This window comes from Nocardia sp. NPDC058244, assembly GCF_042882065.1.
GTDB lineage: Bacteria > Actinomycetota > Actinomycetes > Mycobacteriales > Mycobacteriaceae > Nocardia.
In genome coordinates, this window is the sequence record NZ_JBHVWX010000003.1 from 179,001 (window position 1) to 203,219 (window position 24,219).

At 71.7% G+C, this 24,219-nt stretch carries 12 protein-coding genes; 5 read left to right on the top strand and 7 right to left on the bottom strand.

Annotation, left to right across the window (positions count from 1 at the left end):
• Positions 1 to 70 precede the first annotated feature (70 nt).
• Both ACFVW6_RS10575 and ACFVW6_RS10580 read left to right on the top strand, forming a co-directional pair.
• A complete protein-coding gene (locus tag ACFVW6_RS10575; protein WP_378826761.1) occupies positions 71 to 745 on the top strand; it encodes a response regulator transcription factor in 675 nt (224 codons plus the stop codon).
• A complete protein-coding gene (locus tag ACFVW6_RS10580) occupies positions 733 to 2,043 on the top strand; it encodes a sensor histidine kinase (protein ID WP_378826763.1) in 1,311 nt (436 codons plus the stop codon). The genes ACFVW6_RS10575 and ACFVW6_RS10580 overlap by 13 nt, the downstream gene beginning before the upstream one ends.
• Here ACFVW6_RS10580 and ACFVW6_RS10585 read toward each other — a convergent pair.
• Entirely contained in the window at positions 2,012 to 2,872 is an 861-nt protein-coding gene (locus ACFVW6_RS10585) for a haloalkane dehalogenase (RefSeq protein ID WP_378826765.1), read from the bottom strand. The genes ACFVW6_RS10580 and ACFVW6_RS10585 overlap by 32 nt on opposite strands.
• A gap of 78 nt (positions 2,873 to 2,950) precedes the next feature.
• Here ACFVW6_RS10585 and ACFVW6_RS10590 point away from each other — a divergent pair, with 78 nt between their 5' ends.
• Positions 2,951 to 3,595, top strand: coding sequence for a dihydrofolate reductase family protein (locus ACFVW6_RS10590; protein ID WP_378826768.1), 645 nt, complete (start codon positions 2,951 to 2,953; stop codon positions 3,593 to 3,595).
• A 45-nt stretch (positions 3,596 to 3,640) separates the two neighbouring features.
• On the opposite strand, the gene ACFVW6_RS10595 is transcribed toward ACFVW6_RS10590, so the two are convergent.
• Entirely contained in the window at positions 3,641 to 4,210 is a 570-nt protein-coding gene (locus ACFVW6_RS10595) for a TetR/AcrR family transcriptional regulator (protein ID WP_387791380.1), read from the bottom strand.
• A 120-nt stretch (positions 4,211 to 4,330) separates the two neighbouring features.
• Here ACFVW6_RS10595 and ACFVW6_RS10600 point away from each other — a divergent pair, with 120 nt between their 5' ends.
• Positions 4,331 to 6,793 carry an FAD-dependent monooxygenase gene (locus tag ACFVW6_RS10600; protein WP_378826772.1) on the top strand — a complete coding sequence of 821 codons (2,463 nt, stop codon included), beginning with the start codon at positions 4,331 to 4,333 and terminating at the stop codon, positions 6,791 to 6,793.
• Here the strand turns inward: ACFVW6_RS10600 and ACFVW6_RS10605 are convergent.
• The gene (locus tag ACFVW6_RS10605) at positions 6,771 to 8,003 is read right to left on the bottom strand and encodes a glycosyltransferase (RefSeq protein WP_378826774.1); all 1,233 of its coding nucleotides are present in this window, start codon (positions 8,001 to 8,003) and stop codon (positions 6,771 to 6,773) included. The genes ACFVW6_RS10600 and ACFVW6_RS10605 overlap by 23 nt on opposite strands.
• A 13-nt stretch (positions 8,004 to 8,016) precedes the next feature.
• Complete coding sequence (locus ACFVW6_RS10610) at positions 8,017 to 9,306, bottom strand: glycosyltransferase (RefSeq protein WP_378826776.1); 1,290 nt, start codon at positions 9,304 to 9,306, stop codon at positions 8,017 to 8,019.
• 41 nt (positions 9,307 to 9,347) lie between these two features.
• On the opposite strand from ACFVW6_RS10610, the gene ACFVW6_RS10615 reads away from it, so the two are divergent.
• Complete coding sequence (locus ACFVW6_RS10615; RefSeq protein WP_378826778.1) at positions 9,348 to 10,352, top strand: Gfo/Idh/MocA family protein; 1,005 nt, start codon at positions 9,348 to 9,350, stop codon at positions 10,350 to 10,352.
• Here ACFVW6_RS10615 and ACFVW6_RS10620 read toward each other — a convergent pair.
• The 3 genes from ACFVW6_RS10620 to ACFVW6_RS10630 are packed head-to-tail and all read right to left on the bottom strand — an operon-like array spanning position 10,335 to position 24,132.
• Positions 10,335 to 11,402, bottom strand: coding sequence for an alpha/beta fold hydrolase (locus tag ACFVW6_RS10620; RefSeq protein WP_378826780.1), 1,068 nt, complete (start codon positions 11,400 to 11,402; stop codon positions 10,335 to 10,337). The two genes, ACFVW6_RS10615 and ACFVW6_RS10620, sit on opposite strands and share 18 nt — an antisense overlap.
• Positions 11,399 to 14,059 (bottom strand): thioester reductase domain-containing protein, encoded by a 2,661-nt coding sequence (locus ACFVW6_RS10625; RefSeq protein WP_378826783.1) that lies wholly within the window; start codon positions 14,057 to 14,059, stop codon positions 11,399 to 11,401. The genes ACFVW6_RS10620 and ACFVW6_RS10625 overlap by 4 nt, the downstream gene beginning before the upstream one ends.
• Positions 14,056 to 24,132: an HAD-IIIC family phosphatase gene (locus ACFVW6_RS10630; RefSeq protein WP_378826785.1), complete on the bottom strand. Its 10,077-nt coding sequence runs from the start codon at positions 24,130 to 24,132 to the stop codon at positions 14,056 to 14,058. Before ACFVW6_RS10630 ends, ACFVW6_RS10625 begins: the two co-directional genes overlap by 4 nt.
• Between the last annotated feature and the right edge of the window lie 87 nt (positions 24,133 to 24,219).

Below are 24,219 nucleotides of genomic sequence, written 5' to 3' on the forward strand. Positions count from 1 at the left end.
GCGGTGATGAGCTTTTCGTGATGCCGCGATGACGCCGGGCCTGCCGGGGGTTGCCTTACGCTCGCTTCTCGTGCGTGTGCTGGTGGTGGAGGACGACGAGGGACTGGGCCGGGAGATCGCGACGGGGCTGCGGGCCGCCGGATTCGCGGTCGATCTGGTGCATCTGCTCGTCGACGCCGATGTGAACATCGCGGTGAACAGCTACGACGTGCTCGTCGTCGACCGGGGCATGCCCGACGGCGACGGCCTGCAGTTGCTCGGCGCGCTGCGCTCGCGCGGCTGCCGGATCCCGGCGCTGGTCCTCACCGCGCGCGACGGATTGTCCGACCGGATCGCCGGTTTCGAGCACGGCGCCGACGACTACCTCAGCAAGCCCTTCGCGCTCGCCGAACTGGCCGCGCGGGTGCGGGCGCTGTGCCGCCGCCGCGACCACCCGCTCCCGGCGCTGCTGCGGCTGGGCGATATCGAGATCGATCTGCCACGTCGCCGGGTACAGCGGGCGGGCATCCTGCGTTCGCTGACGCCCAAGGAGTTCGCGGTGCTGGAACTGCTGGCGACCAGGGCCGGCACGGTGGTGTCGCGCTCGGAGCTGATCGAGGCGTGCTGGGACGAGATGGCCGAACCGAATTCGAATGTGGTCGACGCGGTGATGGCCGGATTGCGCCGCAAACTCGGACCGCCGCAGGTGATCGACACCGTCCGCGGCGCGGGCTTCGTCCTCGGTGGCGTCGCGTGCGTGTCCTGATCTCCACCTCCGACGCGCGTCCCGCGGTAGCTCGGCTGCACCGCACCCGGGTGCAGCTCACCGTCCTGATCACCGCGATCACGACGCTGTGCATGATCGTGCTCGGCCTGGTGGCCGCGGTGATCGACGCGCGGTCCCGGGACCAGGCTCTCGACGGTGCCCTCGACCGGGTGCTGACCGGGCTGGCGCCCCGGGTGTATCTGAACGACGACGATTCGGTCGACACCTCCGACTTGCCCAGCGATCAGCTCGTCGGCGGTGAGATCGCCATCCTGGTGCTGACCCCGGACGGTACCGGCGGGTGGACCGTCCACTACGGCCATCTGCGCTCGCACATGCCCGCCGAGTCGGGGATCGCGGCCGCCGCCGACGCCGCGACGCGCGCGGCGGGCGACACGGTGTACCGGGACTCGATCGACAGCGCGGGCCGCCGGGTACGCTTGGCGACGGCGGTGTTCGGCTGGGAGGACTCCGATCGGGAAGTCGTGCTGATCACCGGCGCGGACCCGGACGGCTGGGACCGGGGACGCGCGCTGCTGTGGTGGGCGCTGATCGTCGGCGGCACGGTGATGGTGGCGGCGTCGGCGGTCGGCGGGCATCTGCTGTCGGGGCGCAGCATGCGCCAGGCGCTGGTGCTGCTCGACGATCAGGAACGCTTCCTGTCCGACGCCGCGCACGAACTGCGCACCCCGCTCGCCACCCATCGCTTGGCGACCGCGCCGGGCAGGCGCACGCAGGCCGAGGCCGAACAGGTGCTGGCCGATGTGCACGCGCTCGGCGCGAAGATGGAACGGGTGGTGACCGGGCTGCTCGCCCGGGCGCGCATGCAGTCCGGGGTCACCACGATGGAGCGGGTGCAGCTGCTGCTCGACCAGCTGACCGAGTCGGTCGTCGACGAATTCGACAACCCGCGCCTCGTCCTCCAGCCGAATCCGACTGTCGTGATGGGTGATCCGCACCTGCTCGCGCTGGCGATCCGCAACCTGGTGGAGAACGCGCTCACCCACGGCGCGGTCAATCCGCGGGCGCCGGTGGAGATCTACGTCGGTGAGGGCCGGGTCTGCGTCCGCGACCACGGCACGGGTCTGGCACCGCGGCTGTCGTCGAACCCGTTCGACCGTGGTGTCACCGCGGGGCGCGGCAGCGGTATCGGTCTGGCGCTGGTGGCGTGGATCGCCGAATTGCACGGCGGTACCGCCACGATCGAGCCGGTGGCGGGTGGCGGAACGATCGCGACGCTGCTGCTGCCGCCACCCACCGCCGTGCCTACGGGAACCGCTTCGCGATCGCGGCCGTGATCGTCTCCGGATCGTGTTCCTGGATGAAGTGCCCGGCGCCCGCGAGCTCGATCACCTCGAGGTCGCTGAAGGTGGCCCGGATCCGCGGCAGATACGCCTTCGGACGAAAAGCCATGTCCCGCATCCCCCACACCGCCAGGGTCGGCTTGTCGCCGAGCAGTTCCGGCACCTCCCGGCCCAGCCGCTCCAGGAGGGGCCGCGCGGCGCGAATCTCCTTGGGCGTCGCGGCCAGACCGCACCGGGCCTGCGCGGTGGGCTGCACCGCGCGATAGTGCTCGGCCTCGAGGGGCGTGAGGACGCGCCCCAGTTCGGCGAGCAGGACGCGCTCGACCAGGAAGTTCTGTTCCAGGATCCGGCGTCGCATCGGACGACTGTTCATGATCACGCTGAACGCCCGGTTGACCAGCGCCTCGGTCGGCCAGAACAGCGTGTTGCCCAGCACGATCCCACGCACCCGGTCCGCGCGGGTGACGGCCGCGCCCAGGCCGATCGGGCCGCCCCAGTCGTGGCCCATCACCACGAAGCCGTCGAGCTGGAGGTGATCGATCAGCTCACCGAGGACCGCGGTGTGCTCGGCGACGGTGTAGCCGTATCCCGCGGGGCGCTCCGACAGTCCGAAACCCGGGTTGTCGACGGCGATACAGCGGTACCGATCGCGCAGCCCGGCCACGAGGTGGCGGTACAGGAAACTCCACGCCGGAGCCCCATGGCAGAACAGGATCGCCGGACCGGATCCCTCGTCGAGGTAGTGCACCCGCCCCGCGGACGAGTCGAACCACCGCGACTCGAACGGGTACAGCGACTTGTCGGGAACGAAATCGATGAGCACGTGCAGTCTCCCCCTCGGACACCAGATCGTCTGAGTGGCAACCTACGTGGTGTCGGTTCCGAGCGCTAGGTTCGTCCGATGACACAGTTCGTTCGCGTTCAGAACTTCTCGATCTCCCGCGACGGCTACGGGGCGGGCGAAGGGCAGAGCCTCGAGCACCCGTTCGGCCACGCCGACCCCGCGGATTTCATGTCCTGGGCCGGTGCCACCGCGCACTGGGTCAACCGGACCGACCCCGGTGGCACCTATGGTCTCGACGACTACATCACCCGCGACTTCGCGAACAATATCGGCGCGGAGATCATGGGGCGCAACAAGTTCGGCCCGCAGCGCGGCCCGTGGCAGAACCACGACTGGCAGGGCTGGTGGGGCGACGAACCGCCGTTCCACACCCCGGTCTTCGTCCTCACCCACCACGCGCGGCCGTCGTTCACCCTGTCCGACACCACGTTCCATTTCGTCGACGCGTCACCGGAGGACGTCCTCGCGCAGGCCAAGGCGGCCGCCGACGGCAAGGACGTCCGGATCGGCGGTGGTGTCGCGACCGTCCGGGCCTTCCTCGCGGCCGACCTGATCGACATGATGCAGGTGGTCGTCGCCCCGGTGGAACTCGGTCGCGGTGAACGATTCTGGAACGGCCCCGACGACTACGCCGACCGTTTTCACCTCGAGCAGGTGCCGAGTCCGAGCGGCGTGGTGCACCACTTCTTCTGGCGGCGCTGAATGCACTGAGACGAATTCAGCTATCCATATCAGTGGGTCGCGTGACTACGCGCCACCCGCGACGACGGCCCTCGTCGCCGTGTCCGCGATCTGTTCGTCGGTGAGCGCGCTGTGCTCGATCAGCGCGTGGGAGAGCACGATGCGCACCACGACCTCGGCCGCCGCCGCGGGCGGCTGCGCTACCCCGCCGCCCCCCCGGGCCGCGATGAGCGGCGGGGCCAGGGCGGCGACCGTCTCGACCAGATTGAGTTCGGCGTCGCCGTGCTGGACGGCGACGCCGAGCAGCCAGCCGGGCTCATTGCTCCGGATATAGCCGAACGCCGGGTGTTTTCGCAGGTAGGCCAGCGCGAACAGGGTGGCCGACCGCACGACCTCGGGCAGTGGCGCGAAGAGATCGATCGCGCCGTAGGCGGCCGCGACCATCGCCGCGATCTCACCGCGCCCGACCGCCGCCACGAGCCCGTCCTTGTCACCGAACTCCCGGTAGGCGGTCGCGCGCGAGACCCCGGCCCGCTCGGCGACCGCGAGCAGGGTCAGCGAATCGAGGCCGCTCTCGGCGATCAGCGCGAGAGCCGCCGCCCGCAGCGCGTCCGATGATCGGGTCGTCGAAGCCATGCCTCTTTCTACACCGGCGGTTGCCAGGTCTCGACCACTGAGACTAATCTCCCCATTAGTATCAGTTCGAGCGGCGCAGACGTCGACGTGGACTGACCTGACAACGGAGTCGGAGGACAGATGAATCCCAGGGCAGGCCTCGAACGGGGACGGCGCGGCCATGCCGTGGTGTTGGGCGCGAGCATGGCGGGGCTCCTGACAGCCCGGGTACTGAGCGAGACGTTCGACACCGTCACCGTGGTCGAGCGCGACGATCTCTCGACGCCGGGCGACCGGCGGGGTGTCCCGCAGGGCAGGCACGTGCACGCGCTGCTGGCCAGGGGCAAGCAGAATGTCGAGGCACTGTTTCCCGGCATCACCGCGGAACTGCTCGCCGACGGCGCGGTCGACTGCCGGTCCCTGACCGAGATGCGGATGACCATTTCCGGGCACACGCTGCACCGGTCCGACGGCGGATACTCGCTCCTGCAAGCGAGCAGGCCGTTTCTGGAGTGGCGGGTGCGGCAGCGCGTCCGCGCGCTCGCCAACGTCCGGATCCTCGACCGCACGAATGCCCGTGCCCTGACCACCGACTCAGCGAACAGGCGGGTCACCGGAGTCGATGTCGAGGACGACAGCGGCCGCCGCGACCTCTCCGCCGACCTGGTGGTCAGCTGCCTCGGCCGCCACGGCCCGATCACCGACTGGCTCGCCGAGCTCGGCTACGACCGCCCCGCCGAGGAGGGCCTGCGAATCGACATGATGTACGCCAGCCGCTACCTGCGCCTGCCCGGCGGCAGCGTCGGCGACAAGGAGATCGTGATCGCGGGCCGGGATCCCGCCCGGGGGCTGGCCCTGTTCGCGATCGAGGACGGCCTGCACATCCTCACCCTCATCGGCTACGGCGGGGACCATCCGCCGACCGATTCCGACGGGTTCTGGCGCTTCGCCGCCTCGGTCGCGCCGCCGGACGTGCGCCGGGCGCTGGTGGACGCGGAACCACTCGGCGAGATCAGCACCTACCGCTACCTGGCCAATCAGCGCCGACGCTACGAGCGTCTGCGCCGATTCCCGGACGGTCTGCTGGTGCTGGGTGACGCGGTGTGCAGCTTCAGCCCCGCGTTCGGCCAGGGCATGACGGTGTCCTCGCTCCAGGCGCTGGCACTGCGCGCGGTGCTCGCCGCGGGCGACCATGAGCTGGCGTCCCGTTTCTTCCGCGCCGCGGCCGGCGTCGTCGACGACGCGTGGACGATCACCCGGCTGTTCGATCTGGCCATGCCGCACGTGGACGCGCAGGGCGAGCCACGGCTGCGGGCGATCGGCTCACTGACCCAGGTCGCCGTCGCCCTCGGCGCCCGCGACGCGACACTGGGACAGCAGATCTCCCGCATCGCCGGGCTCCTGGACGGCCCGGCGACCGTCTTGTCGCCGCGTGTTCTCGCCGGTGCGGCCCGAGCCGCCGTCGCCCTGGGTGCCGACCGGGTCCGGTCCATCCGCTCGACCGGCGCATCACCGTCGCAACCGAGTGCGTTCGATCCGCTGCCGACCGGCCCCGCGCCCGGATTCCATCTGCTGCCCGTCGCGACCGTGCACCTGGATACGCCGGACAGCACGCTGATCGAATTCGCGGTTCCCGACTCGCTCGCGGACCGGTACTCCTATCTGGCCGGACAGCACGTCGTGATCCGTGGTCTCCATCGGGGCCGACCGGTCCGCCGTAGCTATTCGCTGTGCGATACGCCGGGCCACGGGCGTCTCCGGATCGCTGTCAAACACCAGGACGGCGGCGCCTTCTCGGCCTTCGCCCGCGACCAGTTGACCGCGGGCACGCTGCTGCACGTCTCCGAGCCGACCGGAACCTTCACCGCCACACCGTGTTCCGATCGAGCCGACCACTACGCGGCGGTCGCGGCAGGCAGCGGCATCACGCCGATCGTCTCGATCATCGCGACTGTCCTGACCGACGAGCCCGCCAGCACGGTCACCCTGCACTACGGCAGCCGCGACCAGGGCAGCACCATGCTGGCCGACCCGTTGACCGCCTTGAGCGCCCGTTTCCCCGATCGGCTGCGTATCGTCCACCACCTGTCGCGTCAGCACCCACCGACCGGCACCGGAAATGTCGCCTATCGGCACGGTCGTCTCGCCGCCGCTGATCTCGATGCCGTCGACGCCGACCACTGGTTCGTCTGCGGGCCAGCGGAACTCACCCGCTCGATCGTGACCGCGCTGTCCGCCCGGGGGATCGACGCCGAGCGGGTGCACCTCGAGCTGTTCGCGACCGCCGCGCCGGAACCCACCGTGGCCCAGCCGGACACGCCGCCGTGCGAGGTAACGCTCACCGGCTACGGAGACGATCTGGTGTTCACCATGCCGCAGGGCCGCCCGATCCTCGGCGAGGCCGTTCGACATCGCGACGACCTCCCCTATTCCTGCCTGGGCGGCTCCTGCGGCACCTGCCTGGCCTCGGTGCGGTCGGGCAGAGTCGTCATGGATCCCGATCCGCTGCTGGCGATCGGCGCCGCCGACCTGGCCGCGGGCAAGGTGCTGGCCTGCCGGGCCTACGCCGACGACGACGCGGTCACCCTCCGGTTCGGTGACTGACACCCGTCCCGGTCACCCCGACGGCATCCCGGTAGACCGACAGCAGGCGGTCGAGATGACGGGATTGACGCGGCTCGTCCCCGGACGCGGCCAGGACCTCCCGCATCGCGCCCAGGCGCGCGCGGTCCGCGGCGAGCGCCCCGAGGACATCGGCGAACGCGCGCACGGTCGGATCACCGGTGCGAACACCGCCACCCTCGGGCACGGTTTCGGACAGTTCGGGATCACAGAACACGATCGGCAGTCCCGTCGCGACCGCTTCCAGCAGCACCATGCCCTGGGTGTCGCAGTCGGAGGTGAGCAGCAGGACGTCGTGCGCGCGCATGGCGGCCAGGATGTCGGCCTGCGTGACCGCACCGTGCAGGCACACACGCTCCCCCGCCGCGCCGGCCGCCGCGCCGACCTGGTCGGCCAGGGGGCCGCTGCCGTAGACATCGAGCGTGCAGTGCCCGGTCCGGCGGACGGCCTCGATCGCCTCGAGCGGGCGCTTCTCCGCCGAGAACCGGCCGCACCACAGCACCCGCAGCGGTGCCCCGGTGGCGGGTGCCGCGCGTTCGGCCCGCCGGACGCGATCGAGCAGTGCGTCGTCGATGCCGTTGGACACCACGTGGATCGGGCGGTCGACACCGCGGGCGACCAGTCGGCGGGCGAAGTGCTCGGTCGGCACCACCACCCGATCGGCCGATTGCGCCTGGGCGAGCAGCGGCCGCCAGGCGAGCCGTGCGGTCCGGCCGTCGCCGTCGTTGCGTTGGTCGCCCCGCAGCGGCACGAACCAGCCGTGCAGCATCCGCATGGTCAGGGCCGCGAAATACGGTGACGGCGAGTACTTCTCGATCATCGTGTCGTCGCGGCTCTGCATGCTCTGGACGACCGGGACGCCATGGCGGCGGGCGGCGCGCACGCCCGCGATGCCGACGCCGTAGGTGGTCAGCGTGTGCACGACATCGACCGGCCCGCGCTCGGCGAACGCCGCGTCGAGCAGGCGACGGTTGGCCCGGGTCGGCAGGACGACGGGCAAGCCGTTGTTCATCGACAGCGGCACCGTGCGGAGCGGGATCGTGTCGTCGCTGTCCCCGGAACCCGGTGCGGGCGCGGTGAAGACGCTCACCCGGTGGCCACGGCCGCGGAGTCCGTCGCACAGGGCGCGCTGGGCGGTCTGGACGCCGCCGAGGGTGTCCGGGTGGAAGTCGGTGAACAGTGCGATGTGCACGCGGCCGCCCGGCTCAGGCCGTCGCCGCGACGACGAGGCGTTCCACCGCGTCCGCGGTGGCGCCGACCCCGTTCTCGGCGGCGACCGCGCGCCCCAGTTCCGCCGCCCGGTCGCGGGCTCCGGGCGTCAGGGTGCGGGCCAGGGCGTCGTGCAGCCGATCGGCGGTGAGCGCGGGATACGGGAAGTCCGCGCCGATGCCGAGGTCGGCGATGCGCCAGCCGTAGAAGAACTGGTCGCTGTGCACGCCGATGACCACCGCGGGCAGACCGGCGCGCAGCACGTCGTGGGTGTTGCCGCTGCCGCCGTGGTGGACGACCGCGCGGCAGCGCGGCAGCACCCGGTCGTAGTCGAAGGAGTCCAGCACGAACAGGTTCCGGTCGTAGCCGATGCCGCGCGGGTACCCCGCGCCCTTCACCGTCACCAGGGCGCGGACGCCGAGGCGGCGGCACACGTCGGCGATCAGATCGCAACTACCGACGGGGTCGAGGATCGGCATGCCGGTCAGGCAGAAGTAGACCGGTGGCTCGCCCTCGTCGAGCCACCCGGTCAGCGTCGGGTCCAGCTCGGCTTCGCCCCAGGCGCCGCGCAGCCGGGGCGGCAGGATCGGCGCGCCGACGACGGTTGACCGCTCGGGCCAGTCGGCGGGCTTGGGCAGCAGCACCGGACTGACCATGTGCACCAGCGGAATCCCGTCCTCCCGGATCCGGCGGAACGGATTGCGCGGCGTGCCTGGCAGTTCCATGAGTTCCCTGACCCGGCGGTCCACCCGCCGATAGGCCACCCCGTAGGCGAACTCGAACCCCGCGTAGCTGGCCAGCCGCAGCCACCGCGACGCGACCATCTTCTTGACCATGAACGAGGACGGGAACTCCCGCGTCCGCTCCAGCGGATACGGCAGGCAGCCGACCACCCGCTGGCCCGTCTTCTCGCCGCGCTCCATCGCCCACGGCAGCGTGGACGCGCACGAGACGATCACATCGGCCCCCTCGCACGCCTCGGTGAGCACCTGGTGCATCCGCTCGCCGCGTTCACCGGTCATGATCTTGACGGTATCGAGCATGATCCGCACGAACGGCAGGGTCTTGCCCGAGGACAGCGCCCGTTTGGCCGCGGGCGACTCCAGCAGTTCGGCCGAATTGAACGGGATGACATGCGGTTCGAAACCCGACCGCCGCACCACCTCGGCGTAGTTCTCGGTGGCGGTGATCGTCACCGCGTGGCCGCGGGCGGCGAATTCGTCGGCCAGGGCGAGATAGGGCTGGTGATCGCCCCGGGTTCCGGCGGTCAGCAAGGCGATACGCATACTCTCGACTTTCGTTCGTGATCTGTTGTTACCGTCTGCTCGTGACCGAAGACCCACGCCCCACGCTCCGAATCGGCATCCTCGGCGCCGCCGCCATCGCGCCCGCGGCGATCGTCGGTCCGGCCCGGCGCCATCCGGAGGTCACCGTCGCGGCGGTGGCCGCGCGCGATCGCACGCGGGCCGCGCGATTCGCGGACAAGCACCGGATCGCGCGGGTCTTCGACGACTATCAGGAACTGGTCGACGCGCCGGAGATCGACGCCGTCTACATTCCGCTGCCGAACGGCCTGCACGGACGCTGGACGCGGGCCGCGGTGGCGGCGGGCAAGCACGTCCTGTGCGAGAAGCCGTTCACCGCGAACGCCGACGAGGCGCGCGAGATCGCCGCGCTGGCACGGGATTCCGATCGCGTGGTGATGGAGGCGTTCCACTACCGCTACCACCCGCTGATCCGGGCCGCCGAGGACGTCATCGCCTCCGGCGAACTCGGCACCCTGCGGCGGGTGGAGACCGCGCTGTCGTTCCCGCTGCCGAAGTTCTCCGACATCCGCTACGACTACGACCTCGCCGGCGGCGCGCTCATGGACGCGGGCTGCTACGCCGTGCACATGGCCCGTGTGCTCGGCGGCCAGCACCCGGAAGTCGTTACCGCGCAGGCGAAAGCGCACACCGATCCCCGGATCGACCGCGCGATGACGGCCGAGTTGCGGTTCCCGGCCGGGCACACCGGGCGCGTCAGCTGCTCGATGTGGTCCTCGGACGTGCTGCGGATCAGCGCGACCGTCGTCGGCGACCGCGGCCGGATGCGCCTGCTGAATCCGGTGCTGCCGCACTACGGGCATCTGCTCGCCGTCCGCTCCGACCGCGGCAGGCGGGTGCGCCGCTTTCCCCGCCGCCCGTCCTACGACTACCAACTCGACGCCTTCGCCGATGCCGTGCTGCGCGGGGCGCCGGTGGCCACCACCCCGGACGACGCGATCGTCACCATGTCCGTCATCGATGCCGTCTACCGCCGCGCCGGGCTGCCACTACGCCTGCCCAGCTGAGTGCTCGTCGAGGAAGTCGACGAGGTGCCCGAACACGTCCAGCGCCGCGCCACGGCCGATGAACGTGTCCAGGTGCCCGTACGACGGGATCTCGGTGTAGCGCACGTCGAGACCGGGGTTGCGCACCGCGAGCACCTCGTGGCAGAGCCGGTTGGAATCGACCCAGGCCGCGTTGCGGCTGCCCGCCAGCAGCAGTACCGGGCAGTCGATGCGGTCGGCGTGGTCGAGCGCGTTCTCGGGCAGGGCCAGGTAGCGGTCGTCGTCGAGGTTCCAGCGCACGACGGCGTGGGCCAGCTCCATCTGGCGCAGGTGCGGCAGCACCGAGAGCGGGATCGCGCCGAACAGCTCGGCCAGCCGGTCGTGGGTGCGCGGGTCGAGGTGCTCGTGGGCGAACAGTTCGGCGCCCATCCCCCAGCCGTGGTGGACCATCCGGCAGGTCGGGTCCGGGCAGTCGCCCTTGCGCGAGAGGGCCGCGTAGAGCAGCGTGCGCCGCGACCACAGTCCCACCTTGCGGAAGTCGGATTCGAGGTGGCCGACGCGGGAGCCGAGCAGTTCGCTGCCGACCAGCACCCGCACCCGCGTCGCGGTGCTGACCTTCGGGGTGAGGAACACACCCTGGGCGACGACACCGGCCAGCCCGGGCAGCAAGCCCGCGGTCAGGCTCTGCGCCAGTGCCAGCGCGCCGACGCAATGCGCCACCGCGAACAGCGGGCGGTCCCCGATCGACTCCCGGACGCGGGCGACCGCGGCGGGCAGGTCGTAGAGCGCGACATCGTCGAGGGTGTAGGGCGGACCGGACACGTTGTAGGGCAGGCGGCTGCTGCCGCGCCAGTCGAGCAGCCACGACTGGTAGCCCGCGTCGGCGAGGACGTCGACCAGATTGCGGATCTCGGCCAGCGCGAACATCTCCGAGGACACCCCGTGCCCGTGCACCAGCAGCACCGCGGGCGCGCCCTCGGGGCCGACGCGGCGCAGCCGCAGGTCGAGTCCGTCGGCGGTGCGGACCGTGATCGTCTCGGATTCGGTGCCGGACACCCGGGTCTCGCTCATCGGCGGTGTTCCTTCCGCAGGGCGCGGCGCAGATCGAGCAGGTCGATGCCGACGCGCAGCATGGGCTCCATCAGGCTCTTGCCGAGCTGCCCGCCGAACCAGCTGAGCCACAGCATCTTCGCCAGCCGCCGTTGCCGTTCGGGTAGTCGTGGATCGATCTCGATGCCGTCGATCTGATCGGGCAGGTAGGTGTGCATCGGCACGGCGACCTCGCCGGTGTAGGAGCCGGGTTCGCCGACGCGGCCGAGTTCGATCACCTGGGTACCCAGCTGGCGGACGAAGCGGCGCCGGGCGGCGGCGAACTTGTGGCCGGTCCACCACCAGGTGCCGCAGGCCGGATCACGCAGGGTCAGTTGGTAGCGCATGATCGGGTGCCGTAATTCGTCGGGCAGCGGGATTCCCTCGTGCGGTCGGACCGTGGCGGTGCCCTCGACACGCAGTGGATCCTCGTGCAGGGCGGGACAGGTGAGCTCCCCGGTGACGTCGAGGGTGCGCGCCGCGAAGACCTGGGCGCTGTTGGCCACCGACAGGGTCAACCGCAGTTCGCACGGGAACGGCACGGATTCCCCTGTCCGGGTAATGGTTCCGCTGAGTGTCTCGTGGAATCGCAGGTACGGATGGTCGCCCGCCGGGGCCACCTCGGCCATGGCGGCGAGCATCCGGGCGCGGGCCGGACCCGCGCGGCCGGGCGCGGGCAGGCCGTGGGCGGCGGCGAAGGCCTCGGTGCGGGTCGCCGTCGCGGGTGGGGTGTCCACCATCGCGGCCAGCTGCCGCCGGGCGACCGGGCTCCGCAGCACCTGGGCCAGCGGCTCCAGTTCCGTGATCGCGTCGTCCTCGATCGCCCGGACCACGTCGGCACACCACCGCGCCCAGTCCTGGACGCGGACGCCCAGGCCGCCCAGCGTGGTCTCGGCCATGATCTGGTCGAGCGAGGTGGGCGGTCCGGTGAGGTGATAGGTCTGGCCCCACGCGTCCGGGGTGAGGACGATCTGCGCCGCCACGCGGCTGACCCAGTCCACCGGCGCCGCGTTCAGATACCGGAATCCGGGCACGGTGCGGAACCGCAGCAGGGCCGCGGTGATGCCGGTGTTGAGGTCGCGCGGATTGTGCGCCCCCGTCTCGGGGTGGCCGCCGATGCCGCCGGGACGCAGCACGGTCACCGTGACGCCGTGCTCGCCCGCCCGCCGCAGCAGGGCCTCGGCCGCCCATTTCGACCGGTCGTAGCCGATGGGCAGGGCGGCGACGTTGGCGGTCGGCGCGTCCTCGGCGAGGGTGGTGGCAGTCGCGCCGTTGAACACCGCCAGCGACGAGATGTGGTGCAGCGGTTTGGATCGCGTGGCGCAGGCCAGCTCGGCCAGGATCAGCGGACCGTGCACGTTCGTGCCGCGCAGCGAGGGGTACCCGCGCAGGAAGTCGACCGCGGCGCCCGCGTTGACGATCGCGTCGATCTCGGCGGCCAGGGTGTCCCACCGCGCGGCGGTGAGACCGAGCCGCGGCCTGCGCAGGTCGCCGGCGAGTGGGGTGACCCGGCGCAGGATCTCCCGTGACCACGGCAGGGCGTAGCCCCGGAGGGCGTGCTCGAGCCGGTGGGCCGCGGCGGCATCGTCGTCGGCGCGGACCAGGCAGACGACGTGGGCGTCGCTGTGCCGCAGCAAGTCCAGCAGCAGGTGGCTGCCGAGGAATCCGGTCGCGCCGGTCAGCAGGATCCGGCGGGGCACCACTGGTTCCGGCGCGGCCACCACCGGCAGGCGGTCCGCTCCGGCCAGATCGGCGAACAGCAGGGCCAGGTCGTCGGTATTCGCGGGCGCGGGCGATTCCACGCTCGACGATCCGACGGGCTCCTGCAAAGCCAAAGGCCCGTCGGCCTTTTCCGCCAGCCACCGCTGCGCCAGTCGCCGTGGACGCGCATCGAAGAACACTGTGTCGAGGTCGAGGTGGATATCCAGCTCACGTGCCAGAGCCGCGACGAATTCGACGGCGGCGATGGAAGTGCCGCCCGCGTCGAAGAAGTCGGTGTCGACCCCGACCGGCGATGCTGCGAACCGATCGGCCAGGGCCGCAATTGCCGCGGCCACCTCGTCGACATCGGCGGCTCGCATGTGGACGTTCGGGCCGCCCGAGAGGTCAGCCGACTGCCCGCCGCCCTCGGTTTCGCCGATCCGGCCCGGACCAGCAGTGCCCGAGAGGTCAGCCGACAGCCCGACAGCCTCGGCCCCACCGATACGACCGAGCCCGGCGGTGAGCGCGGTGTCAGCCGACGGCCCGACAGTCTCGTTCCCGCCGATGCGGCCAGATGCGGCGGCTTCCCTGATGCCAGTCGAGTGCCCGATAACTGCGGCCACGTCGGTACGCCGCGGCGCGGCAGTGTCCGTGGTGTGGCGCGAGCGCTCGATGGCCTCAGCCGAGTCGGTACGGCGCGGCCCGGCGGCATCCGTGGGGTCACGCGAATACTCAATGGTCTCAGCCGAGTCGGCGCGGCGCGGCGCGGCGGCGTCTGGGTGGGCGGCACCGCCGAGTGACTCGCCGCTGGGCACCCCGACGCGGGCCAGCAGTGCGGCGACATCCATTCTCGCAGCGCCACTGTCGATGGACTCGCCGCGGGCGCGCCGGTCGACAACGGGGTTGCGGGCCGTGGTCACGTCGTCCTGGCTCGTCACTGGATCACCTTTCCCGCGGGCACGGGGGTGTGCCAGGAACGGAACTCGCGCAAACGGTCCGGTGTCGTTGACACCTTCTGCGCGTCATCGTGGGCGTCGTGGCCGTGCAGGCGGGCGGCCAGGCGGCGCGCGGGGGTGTTGCGGGCGGTGTTGTCGACCGTCATGCGCACCGTCGAGCAGCCGAGGGCCTCCGCCCGATCGGCGACCCAGCGCAGCAGCCGTTCCTCGACGCCGCGGCCGAGGGCCCGGCAGCTGAGCTGCCAGCCGGTGACGCGCAGGCTGTCGCCGTCCACGCGCAGGGCCAGCACGGAGATCAGGCCGTAGTCGCCGAAGCGGTCGCGCGCGGTGGCGGTCCAGACCTCGCCTTCGGTGCGCCAGCGGTCCAGGTCGTCGCCGGTGACGGCGGCGAGGGTGAACTGGGTGGTCCGCCGCACGAGCTGCCGTGCCCGGGTGGCGGAGTCGTCGGTGAGCGCCTCGATCTCCACCTCGAGGCCGAGCTGATCGAGGAACTGCTCGAATTCGACGGTGGCGCGGACGGTGTCGCGGACGGACTCCTGGCGGTAGAACTCGGCCCGGCCCCGGTCCTCGGCGGTCGTGGCGAGCGGAACGAGCGGCCACAGCCGGGTGAGGAAGGACGGGAGTTCGGCGGCGGGCGGGCAGGTCACCGCGAGGACTTCGGGGAGCTCGGCGCGCATCCGCGCGATCTCGACGGGGTTGTCGTCGAGGTAGCAGAAGGTATCGAGTCCCAGGCGCAGCGTGTCGGCGACGGCGGCCAGGCGTCCCGGCTTGGCCGCCCACCCGGTGGCGACGGCGGCGAAATCCGCACGGCGCAAGGGGCTGTCCGGACGTTCCAGGATCTCGTGCACGATGTCGTCGTCGTTGTTGGTCAGCAGCACCAGCAGGGTGCCCGCGTCGCGCCACTGCCGCAGCCGGGCGGCCAGCGCCAGCCGTGGCGCGTCGAAACGCACACCGGCGGCGCCGGTTTCGCCCGCGGTCCCGCTCCACAGAGTGTCGTCACCGTCCACGGCGATGACCTTCGGCGCCGGCTCGCCGACCGCGGTGACGGTCGCGACCAGGGTCAGCGCCATCGCCGCCTGGAATTCCGGAGTGAACGGCAGATGCGCCAGCACCTCGGTGCGCTCGTCGAACGGGGCGTCCACGACGTGGAATCGGTGCCATTCGGCGTGCTCGAGCAGCGCGACGCCGGGAACGTCGCGCAGCCGATCGGCGACGGACCGCTCCCAGTCCGCGCACCGCGGCGTCGGCCGCAGCGACGGGAGCAGGCCGACGATGATCGGCCGTCCGGTCCGCGCGACGACATCGCCGACCGCCGTGGGGAATTCGATCGCCAGTTCGGCGAGCACAGCGTCGGTGAGGTCACCGAAGCGCTCCAGATCCGCGGCGCGGATCAGCACGACACCGACCTCGGTCGACGGCTGCGCGAACACCCCCGACGGGTCACGCAGGCACGACAGCACCTGGTGGTACGGCGCTTCGGCGACAGTGAGTGGCACCTCGGTGGCCGCGGCCGCCAGCAGTTCGGGGAGCCGCCCCAGCGCGAATGTCGCACCGACCGCGACTCGCAGGCCCGACGTCGACTGCTGCCCAACGCTTTCGGACACGGCCGACGCGCCGGGATCGGCGACCGCCGCGGCGACGACCTCGAGGTAGTACCTGCCGAATTCGGCGCAGGCCGCCGCGTCGATGATGTCGGTGTTGTAGGTGAACCACACCTGGTCGGTGTCCGGCAGCACCGCGATCATCAGATCGAGATCGGAGAACCCGGTACTCACCGGGACGAGCTCGGCGGCGGCCACCGCGGAGTTGGCGCGCAGATAATTGAAGTAGACCTCCACCATCGGCGCGTTGTCCCGGTACAGCCCCTCCCCGGCCAGTGCGGCCAGGACCTCGGCGAACCCGGCCCCGGGCGCGAGGAGCGTGCGGAGCCGATCACCGGTGCGCCGCAGCACATCGGCGACCCGATCGCCCTCGGCCACCTCCGCCGGAAACGGCACGGGCACACCGAAGTAGCCGACAGCGTCGGTCGCGTCCGCGTGCATGCGGGTGTCGACCGGTACCGCGAGCGCGAACCGATCGACCCGTTGCCGCCGGGCCAGGGCGACGGTCAGCGCACCCAGGAACAGGGCGGCCGGGGTGATCCCGAGCTCGCGTGCCCGGTCGGCGACCCGGTCGTGTAGTCCCGCCGGCAGGTCGAGTGCCGAGGCACCCGCGCCGTAGGTGCGCTCGGCCGGGCGGGGGCAGGCGAGGGTCAGGTCGAGCCGCCGCGCCCCGGCGAAGGCGGCGCCCCAGCGCGTCACCGCGGTGTCGTCGCGTCGGCTCGGCTGCGCGGCGAGCAGCTGGTGCAAGTCCCGGTTGGTGACAGTGTCGTCGAGCGGGGCACCGGACAGGTCCGTCGCGAGTTCGCCCGCGACCAGCAGCATCGACTGCACATCGCTCATCCCGTGGTGCGCCCCGAAAAGCAGCACCTGGCCCGCCGCACCGGCGTCGAGCAGTTCGAAGCGCCACAGCGGACCGGTCGCCGGATCGAACGGCGGTGTCATCAGAGCGCGGAAATGCCGCTCCACGACACTGTCGTCGAGGCGGTCCAGCGTGCGCCACCCGACCGGTACCTCGGCGTCACGGGAGATGGCCAGTTCCCGGCCGTGAACCTCGCTGGGCCGGATGGTGGTGCGCAAGGCGGCATGTCGGCGAACGAGCCGGGCCACGGCCGCGCTCAGCTGTGTCCGGGTGACCGGTACCGGCACCCGGACCGCGACGCCACCGGTCTGCGCGGCACTCGGGATGCCGAGCTGTTCGGTGCGCAGCAGCCGCATCATGTCCCGGGTCACCGGCAGCACCTCGACCTCGGGCACCTCGACCACCACGGCGGCGGTGTCGTCGCCGACCCGGCGGCCGATCTCGTCCACGAGATAGCCCGCGAGGTCGGTGAGGCTCTGCTCGGCGAGGATGGTGCCCAGCGGCACCGCGATCCCGGTGTGCTCACGCACCTTGTTCCGCAGTTCCACCGCCATCAGCGAATCCAGGCCGAGACCGTGCAGCGACATCCCGGCGTCGACCGTCTCGGTGCCGTGTCCGAGCACGTCGCCCGTCCACCCGGCCAGCGCGGCCAGGGCGGTGGCGACCGCGTCGGCGCGGGGCGCGGTGCGCAGCTCGTCGGCGAAACGCGAACTCACCCCGGCGTCGACCGCCGCGCGATCGGCCACCGCGCGGCGGGGCGCCCGCCGCACCAGCCCGTGCAGCAATGGTGGCACCGCCGGTGAGCGGCGCAGGACCGCGGTGTCAAGGAGCAGCGGCACCAGCAGCGGATCGCCCTGTGCGAGAGCGGCATCGAAGCACGCCATGCCGTCGGGGACGGCGAACGCGCGGACCCCGGCGCGGGCGATGCGGGCGATGTCGGCGCGGGCCAGATGGTCGTGCATGTCGACTTCCCAGGCGCCCCAGGCCAGGGCCTGTGCGGGCAGGCCCACCGCTCGGCGGTGCAGCGCGAGCGCGTCGAGATAGGCGTTCGCGGCCGCGTAGTCGGCCTGGCCGGGGGTACCGAACAGGCCACCCGCGGCCGAGAACAGGACGAACAGCGACAGCGGGCGATCGCCGGTGAGTTCGTGCAGGTGGTGCGCCGCATCGACTTTCGGGCGCAGCACCGCGGTCAGCTGGGCCGGGGTGAGCGAGCCGATGGTGGCGTCGTCGAGGACACACGCCGCGTGCACGACACCGGCCAGCGGCAGCCCGTCGAGCAGATCGGCCAGCGCGGATCGGTCGGTGATGTCGCAGGCGGCGAACCGCACCCGCACACCCCGCTGTTCGAGGTCGTCGCGCAGGTCCGCGCCGCCGGGGCCGTCGATGCCGCGGCGGCTGACCAGGACCAGGTCGCGCGCGCCGTAGGCGTCGGCCAGGTGGCGCGCGAGTGCCGAGCCGAGGCGTCCCGGCGCACCGGTGATCAGGACCGCGCCGTCGCCCAGGGTGATCCGGGGCGGCGGCGTGGCCCCGGCGGATTCCGGCAGCCGGGTCAGCCTCGGCACGAACGCGCGACCGTCACGAATGACGACCTGCTGTTCGCCGCCGGCGAGCAGCGCCGGGTAGTCGATCTCCGGGTCGGTCGAGTCGACCAGGACGATCCGCCCGGGGTTCTCCGACTGCGCCGAGCGGACCAGACCCCAGACCACCGCACCGGCCGGATCCGGGCTGATCGGGGAACCGAGAGCTGCCGAGGCTTCGAGGTTGCTCCCGAGCGGGTTCTCGTCCACAGCGTTGCGGGTGCGAACCACGAGAGTGGACCGCTCGAATCGACGGTCGCCGAGGAACGTCTGGAGCTCGGCCAGGACTCCCTGGGCAACGGTGTGGACCTCGGCGATCGACTGCCCCTCGGGGACAGCGAGCACGACGGTGTCGCCGACCTCGGGCCATTCGACCACACCCGACCCGCCCGTCGCCGTGGGCAGCGCGAGCGGTGTCCACGTCAGGCGGAACAGCCTACGCACGGCCGCCGCCGGTGACGCACCCTGCCACCGGGTGACATCGATCGGACGCGACAGCAGCGAGCCCACCGACACGACCGGACGGCCGGACCGATCCGTCGCGGACACGGTGACGGTGTCGGGCCCCGACCGAGTCAGCCGTACGCGCAGCGCGGTCGCGCCGGTCGCCGACAGCACCACGTCGGACCAGACGAAAGGCAGCAGCGCGTGCTCGCCGTCGCCCGCGAACAGCGCGGTGGCGTGCAGGGCAGCGTCGAGCAGCGCCGGGTGGAGACCGAATCCGGCCGCGTCCTCATGCGCCTGCTCGGGCAGTTCGACCTCGACGAACAGGTCGTCGTCGCGTCGCCACGCCGCACGCACCGCCCGGAACACCGGACCGTACCGATGACCTCGATCGAACAGCCGATCGTAGAGCCCGCCGATATCGACCTGCTCCGCACCGGTCGGTGGCCACACAGCCGAATCCGTCTGCGCCGGTGCGACTCCCAGGTCCTCACCGAGCTGCCCGTCGGCGTGCAGCGTCCACTGCGCGTCCGGATCGTGCTCGTCGCGGGCGTACACGCGCACCGTCCGCCGCTGCTCGGCGTCCGCGCCGCCGACGACCACCTGGAGCTGGATCGCGGCACGCTCGGGCACCAGCAGTGGCGCACGCAGCACCAGTTCGCGGACGACAGGGCAGTCCACCTCGTCCCCGGCGCGCACCGCCCACTCGACCAGCGCGGCGCCGGGCACCAGTACCGCGGCGGGTCCCGCATGGTCGGAAACCCACGGGTGCAGCGCGCGGGACAGCCTTCCGGTCAGGGTGACGCCACCCGAATCCGGCTGCGCGACAACGGCACCGAGGACCGGATGGGCGATGTCGTCGAGACCGATCGCGCCCGTGTCACGGTGACCACTGTCGGTCCAGAACCGCCGCTCGTCGAAGGCATAGGTGGGCAGGTCGATCCGGCCCGGACCCGGAGCGAGGCGGCTCCAGTCGAGGTCGTGTCCGGCGGCGTACAGCGCCGCCTGGGACCGCGCCAGCGCCGTCGGCCCGTCCTGATCGCGCACCAGCGACCCGACGGCGATCACGTCCCGCCCGAGTTCCTCCGCGACGGTCCGTACGGCCGCGGTCAACGACGGATGCGCGCCCAGCTCCACGAAGTAGCGGACACCGTCACCGATCATCCGCTCGACGGTGGCGGCGAAGCGCACCGTCTCGCGCGCGTTCCGGTACCAGTAGTCCGGTCCCGTCGGCGCGAGCGTCATCGGCTCGCCGGTCACCGTCGAATACCACGGGATGGTCGGCACGTTCGCGGACAGGTCGGCCAGCTGCGCGGTCAGGTCGTCGCGGATCTCCTCGATGATCCGGCAGTGCCCGGCGAGGCCCGGCCCCGCCGCACCGAGCCGGGTGTAGACGCCCGCATCGTCGAGTTCGGCGAGCAGCGCGGTGACGGCGGCCTGTTCACCGGCCACGATGGTCGATCGCCGGATATTCACCGCGGCGATCGAGATCCGGCCGTCGTAGGCGAGCAGCCGCGCGGCCACCTCGGCCTCGGGCAACCCGATCATCGCCATCGCCGCCGGGTCGTCGATGGCCTGCATCAGGCGGCTGCGGGTGACGACGATCCGGGCGGCATCGTCGAGGTCGAGCGCACCCGCGCAGTACGCGGCGGCGATCTCGCCCTGGCTGTGCCCGAGCACCGCGTCCGGGGCCACACCCGCCGCCCGCCAGGTGGCGGTCAAGGCGGCCATGGTCGCGAACAGCACCGGCTGCACGACCGGGAAGTCGATCAGATCTGCGGTGCTCAGCGTGGCCAGCCGGGCAGTCAGCGACCAGCCGAGATACGGACCGAATGCCTTGTCGCACAGCTCGAACTCGGCACGGAACGCCGCCGATTCGTCGAGCAGGTCCCGCGCCATGCCGACCCACTGCATGCCCTGCCCCGGGAAGACGAAGGCGGTCTTCGCGGTGGTCAGCACCGGACCGTCGCCCACCACGACATTCGCCGCGGCCCGCCCGTCGACCAGGTCGCGCAGCGCGCCGATCATCTCGTCCCGATCGGCGGCGACCAGCACGGCGCGGCGCTCGAACTGACTGCGTTCGGTGCTCAGCGCCCGCGACACCGACCACGGCTCGGCGCCGGGATCGGCGAGCACGAGGTCGAGCAGCCGCACGGCCTGCCCGTGCAGCGATCGTTCGCTGCGCGCCGAGATCGGCAGCAGCGCGACCGCGGTCTCGCGGCCGGACGCGACCGGCGCGGGGCTCGGTGCGGGTTCTTCGAGAATCAGGTGCGCGTTCGTACCGCTCAGCCCGAACGCACTCACCCCGGCCCGGCGCGGCCGGTCGCCGCGTCGCCACGGGGAAGTCTGCCCGTGCACCGCGACCCCACTGCGCTCCCAATCGACATGGGGTGACGCGACATTCACGTTCAACGTGGCAGGGATACGCTCGTGCTCGAGCGCGAGCACGAGCTTGATGACACTCGCCACGCCCGCCGCCGCCTGCGTGTGGCCCAGGTTCGACTTGAGCGAGCCGATCCCCAGCGGCCGCACCGGATCCCGGCCCGGCCCGTACACCCGGGCCAGCGCCCGCGCCTCGATCGGGTCGCCCAGCGCGGTGCCCGTGCCGTGCGCTTCCACGTAGTCGATGTCGTGCGGGGTCAGCCCCGATACCCGCAGCGCCGAGCGCAGAACCTGTTCCTGCGCGGCGCCGTTGGGCGCGCTCAGGCCCTGGCTGCGGCCGTCCTGATTGACCGCGGACCCGCGTACGACCGCGAGCACCCGGTCACCGTCGCGGCGGGCGTCGCCCAGCCGCTTGAGCAGCACCATGCCCGCGCCTTCGGCCCACACCGTCCCATCCGCGTCGGCGGAGAACGGGGCGCACCGGCCGGTCGGGGACAGCACGCCCAACCGGCACAGCTCGATATGAGCGACCGGCGACATGAGCAGAGTGGCGCCACCCGCCAGCGCGAGATCGCACTCCCCCGCCCGCAGCGCCTGCATCGCCAGGTGCATCGCCACGATCGAGGAGGAGCACGCGGTATCCAGGGTGACGGCCGGGCCGTGCAGGCCCAGTGTGTAGGAGATCCGGCCCGAGGCGACGCTCGGCGAAAGTCCGGTTCCCACTTGCCCGTTCAGCTGCTCGGGTGCCGGGTCGGCCAGATACCCGGTGCTGTACACGCCCAGGTAGACGCCGGTGGCGCTGCCGTGCAAGGTCCGGGGATCACGTCCCGAGCGTTCGATGGCCTCCCAGGCCAGGTGCAGCATCATCCGCTGCTGGGGGTCCATGACCGCCGCTTCACGGGGACCGATGCCGAAGAACGCGGCGTCGAAACGGTCGATCCCGTCGACGTATCCGCCGCGGAACGTATAGGCGGTGCCGGTCGCGGTCGTGTCGGGGTTGTACAGGCCGTCGATGTCCCAGCGCCCCGGCGGCACCTCGCCCAGCCCGTCGGCCCCGCCGTCCAGCAGCCGCCACAGTGCCTCGGGGGAATCGGCGGCGCCGGGGAACCGGCACGACATGGCGATGATCGCGATGCCGTCGTCGTCGGTGTCCTCGGTCGCTACCGCGTCGACGACCGGAGCGTGCGCCACCACGCCCTCGGCCGGTGCGGCCAGGACGGTCGCGACACCGTCGATCGTGGGGTGGTCGAAGAAGAGGTTCGTGTCGATGAAGCGCCCGGCGAAGTCGGACAGGTCGACTACCAGTTCCACCAGATCCGCTGACCCCAAACCGAATTCGACCAGCGGGCGGTGCACGTCGACCCGCTCGGGATCCAGCAGGGCCTGGCGAGCGATCGCGGTCACCAGCCAGTCCCGCACTGCCTCCGCCGACAGGGCCGACGCGGGCTCGTCGACCTCGGGCTCCGCGGCGAGGTCCGCCTCGACGTCGGCGATCTCGCCCTCCGGCGAGCGCACGGGACCGGCCAGCAGGGTCAGCAGTTCTCCGGACAGGTAGGCCGCCCGGCACGCCGAGCGCTGGATCTTCCCGCTGCTGGTCTTGAAGATGGTGCCCGGCCGGATCAGCAGGACCGCGGCCACGGTCAGGCCGTGCTCGGTCGCCACCGCGGCCCGCACAGCACCTTCGATCGCCGACAATTCGGCGGGGTCGGTCCCGCGGACCTCCGCGACGACGACCGGCTGCTCCCCGTCCAGATCGACGGAGAACGCCGCCACACACCCCGCCCGGACCCCGCTGTGAGCCGCCTCGACGGTGACCTCGATGTCCTGCGGATAGTGATTGCGCCCGTCCACGATCACCAGATCCTTGCGCCTGCCCGTGACGAAAAGTTCACCACCGGAGAGGAATCCGAGATCACCGGTGCGCAGGAACCGCCCGTCGTGCCCGGGTAGCTCGGCGCCGAAGACCTCGGCCGTGGCCGCATCGTCGTGGAAGTAGCCCGCCGCGACGCTGTCACCGGCCACCCAGATCTCGCCCTCCTCCCCCTCCGCGCGCTCGGATCCGCTGTCCGGATCGACGATCGACAGCGAGATCCCCGGCACCGCGCGACCGACGCCGACGAGTTCGCCGCCGCGCGTGGGACTTTCCGCAGCGGGCATGATCGTCGGCGCGGCGGTCGTGGACGGGGCGGTGACGATCAGCGTGGCCTCGGCCAGGCCGTAGACCGGCTGCTGGGCCGTCGCGCGGAACCCGGCACGGGCGAAGGTGTCGCTGAAGCGGCGCACCGTGCCCGCCCGCACGGGCTCGGCGCCGTTGAACGCGCACCGCCACGAACTCAGGTCCAGCTCGTCGAGCTGCTCGGGCGCGATCCGGCGCAGACACAGTTCGTAGGCGAAATTGGGTCCACCGCTGGTGTGCGCGCGATAGGTGGAGATGGCGCGCAACCACCGCTCGGGCCGCTGTAGGAAGTGCAGCGGCGACATCAGCACCGAGTGCGCGCCGCGATACACCGTGTGCAGCAGCGGCGCGATGAGTCCCATGTCGTGGTACATCGGCAGCCAGCTGGCGAACAGCGCGCCGTCGTGGTCGGCGATCCGGTCGTGGCCCAGCCCTGCGGTCAGCGCCGCCTGGTTGTGCAGCAGGTTGGCGTGGGTGAGGACCACGCCGCGCGGCGCGCTGGTCGAGCCGGAGGTGTACTGCAGGAACGCCACCGAGTCCGGTCGCAGCTCCGGTTCGCGCCAGCGCAGGGCCGCCGCGCTGGGCAGGTCGTCGGTCGACAGCCACGGCACCCCGGCCAATTCCGGGATCTCGGCTCCCAGCGCCGCCGCTTCGGCGAGGATCCGGCGCGGCGCCAGCACGATGTCGACCTCGGCGTGGGCCACCATCCGCCGCAACCGCCGCAGTGACCGGTTCTCCCACTCCGGCAGCGGCGCAGGCACCGCGACCACCCCGGCGACCAGACACCCGAAGAACGCCTCGGCGAACTCGGGCCCGGCCGGATACAGCAGCAGCGCCCGCCGCGGCGCGGAATCCTGGAGCACGGCGCCGATCGCGCGGGCCCGCCGCCCCAGTTCGGCATAAGACAATTCGTGCACGACACCATCGACGTCACCATTGTCCAAGAACCGATACACCACCTCGGCCGGCCGATTCTCGACCTGGGCGAACAATGTTTCGACGAAAGTGTTGAGCACGAACTACTTCCTCTGACCGTGGAACCCACTGACTGCGCCCACAATAGCGGCCACACGAGCGCTCAGCGGGCGTCGTGAACCATCGAC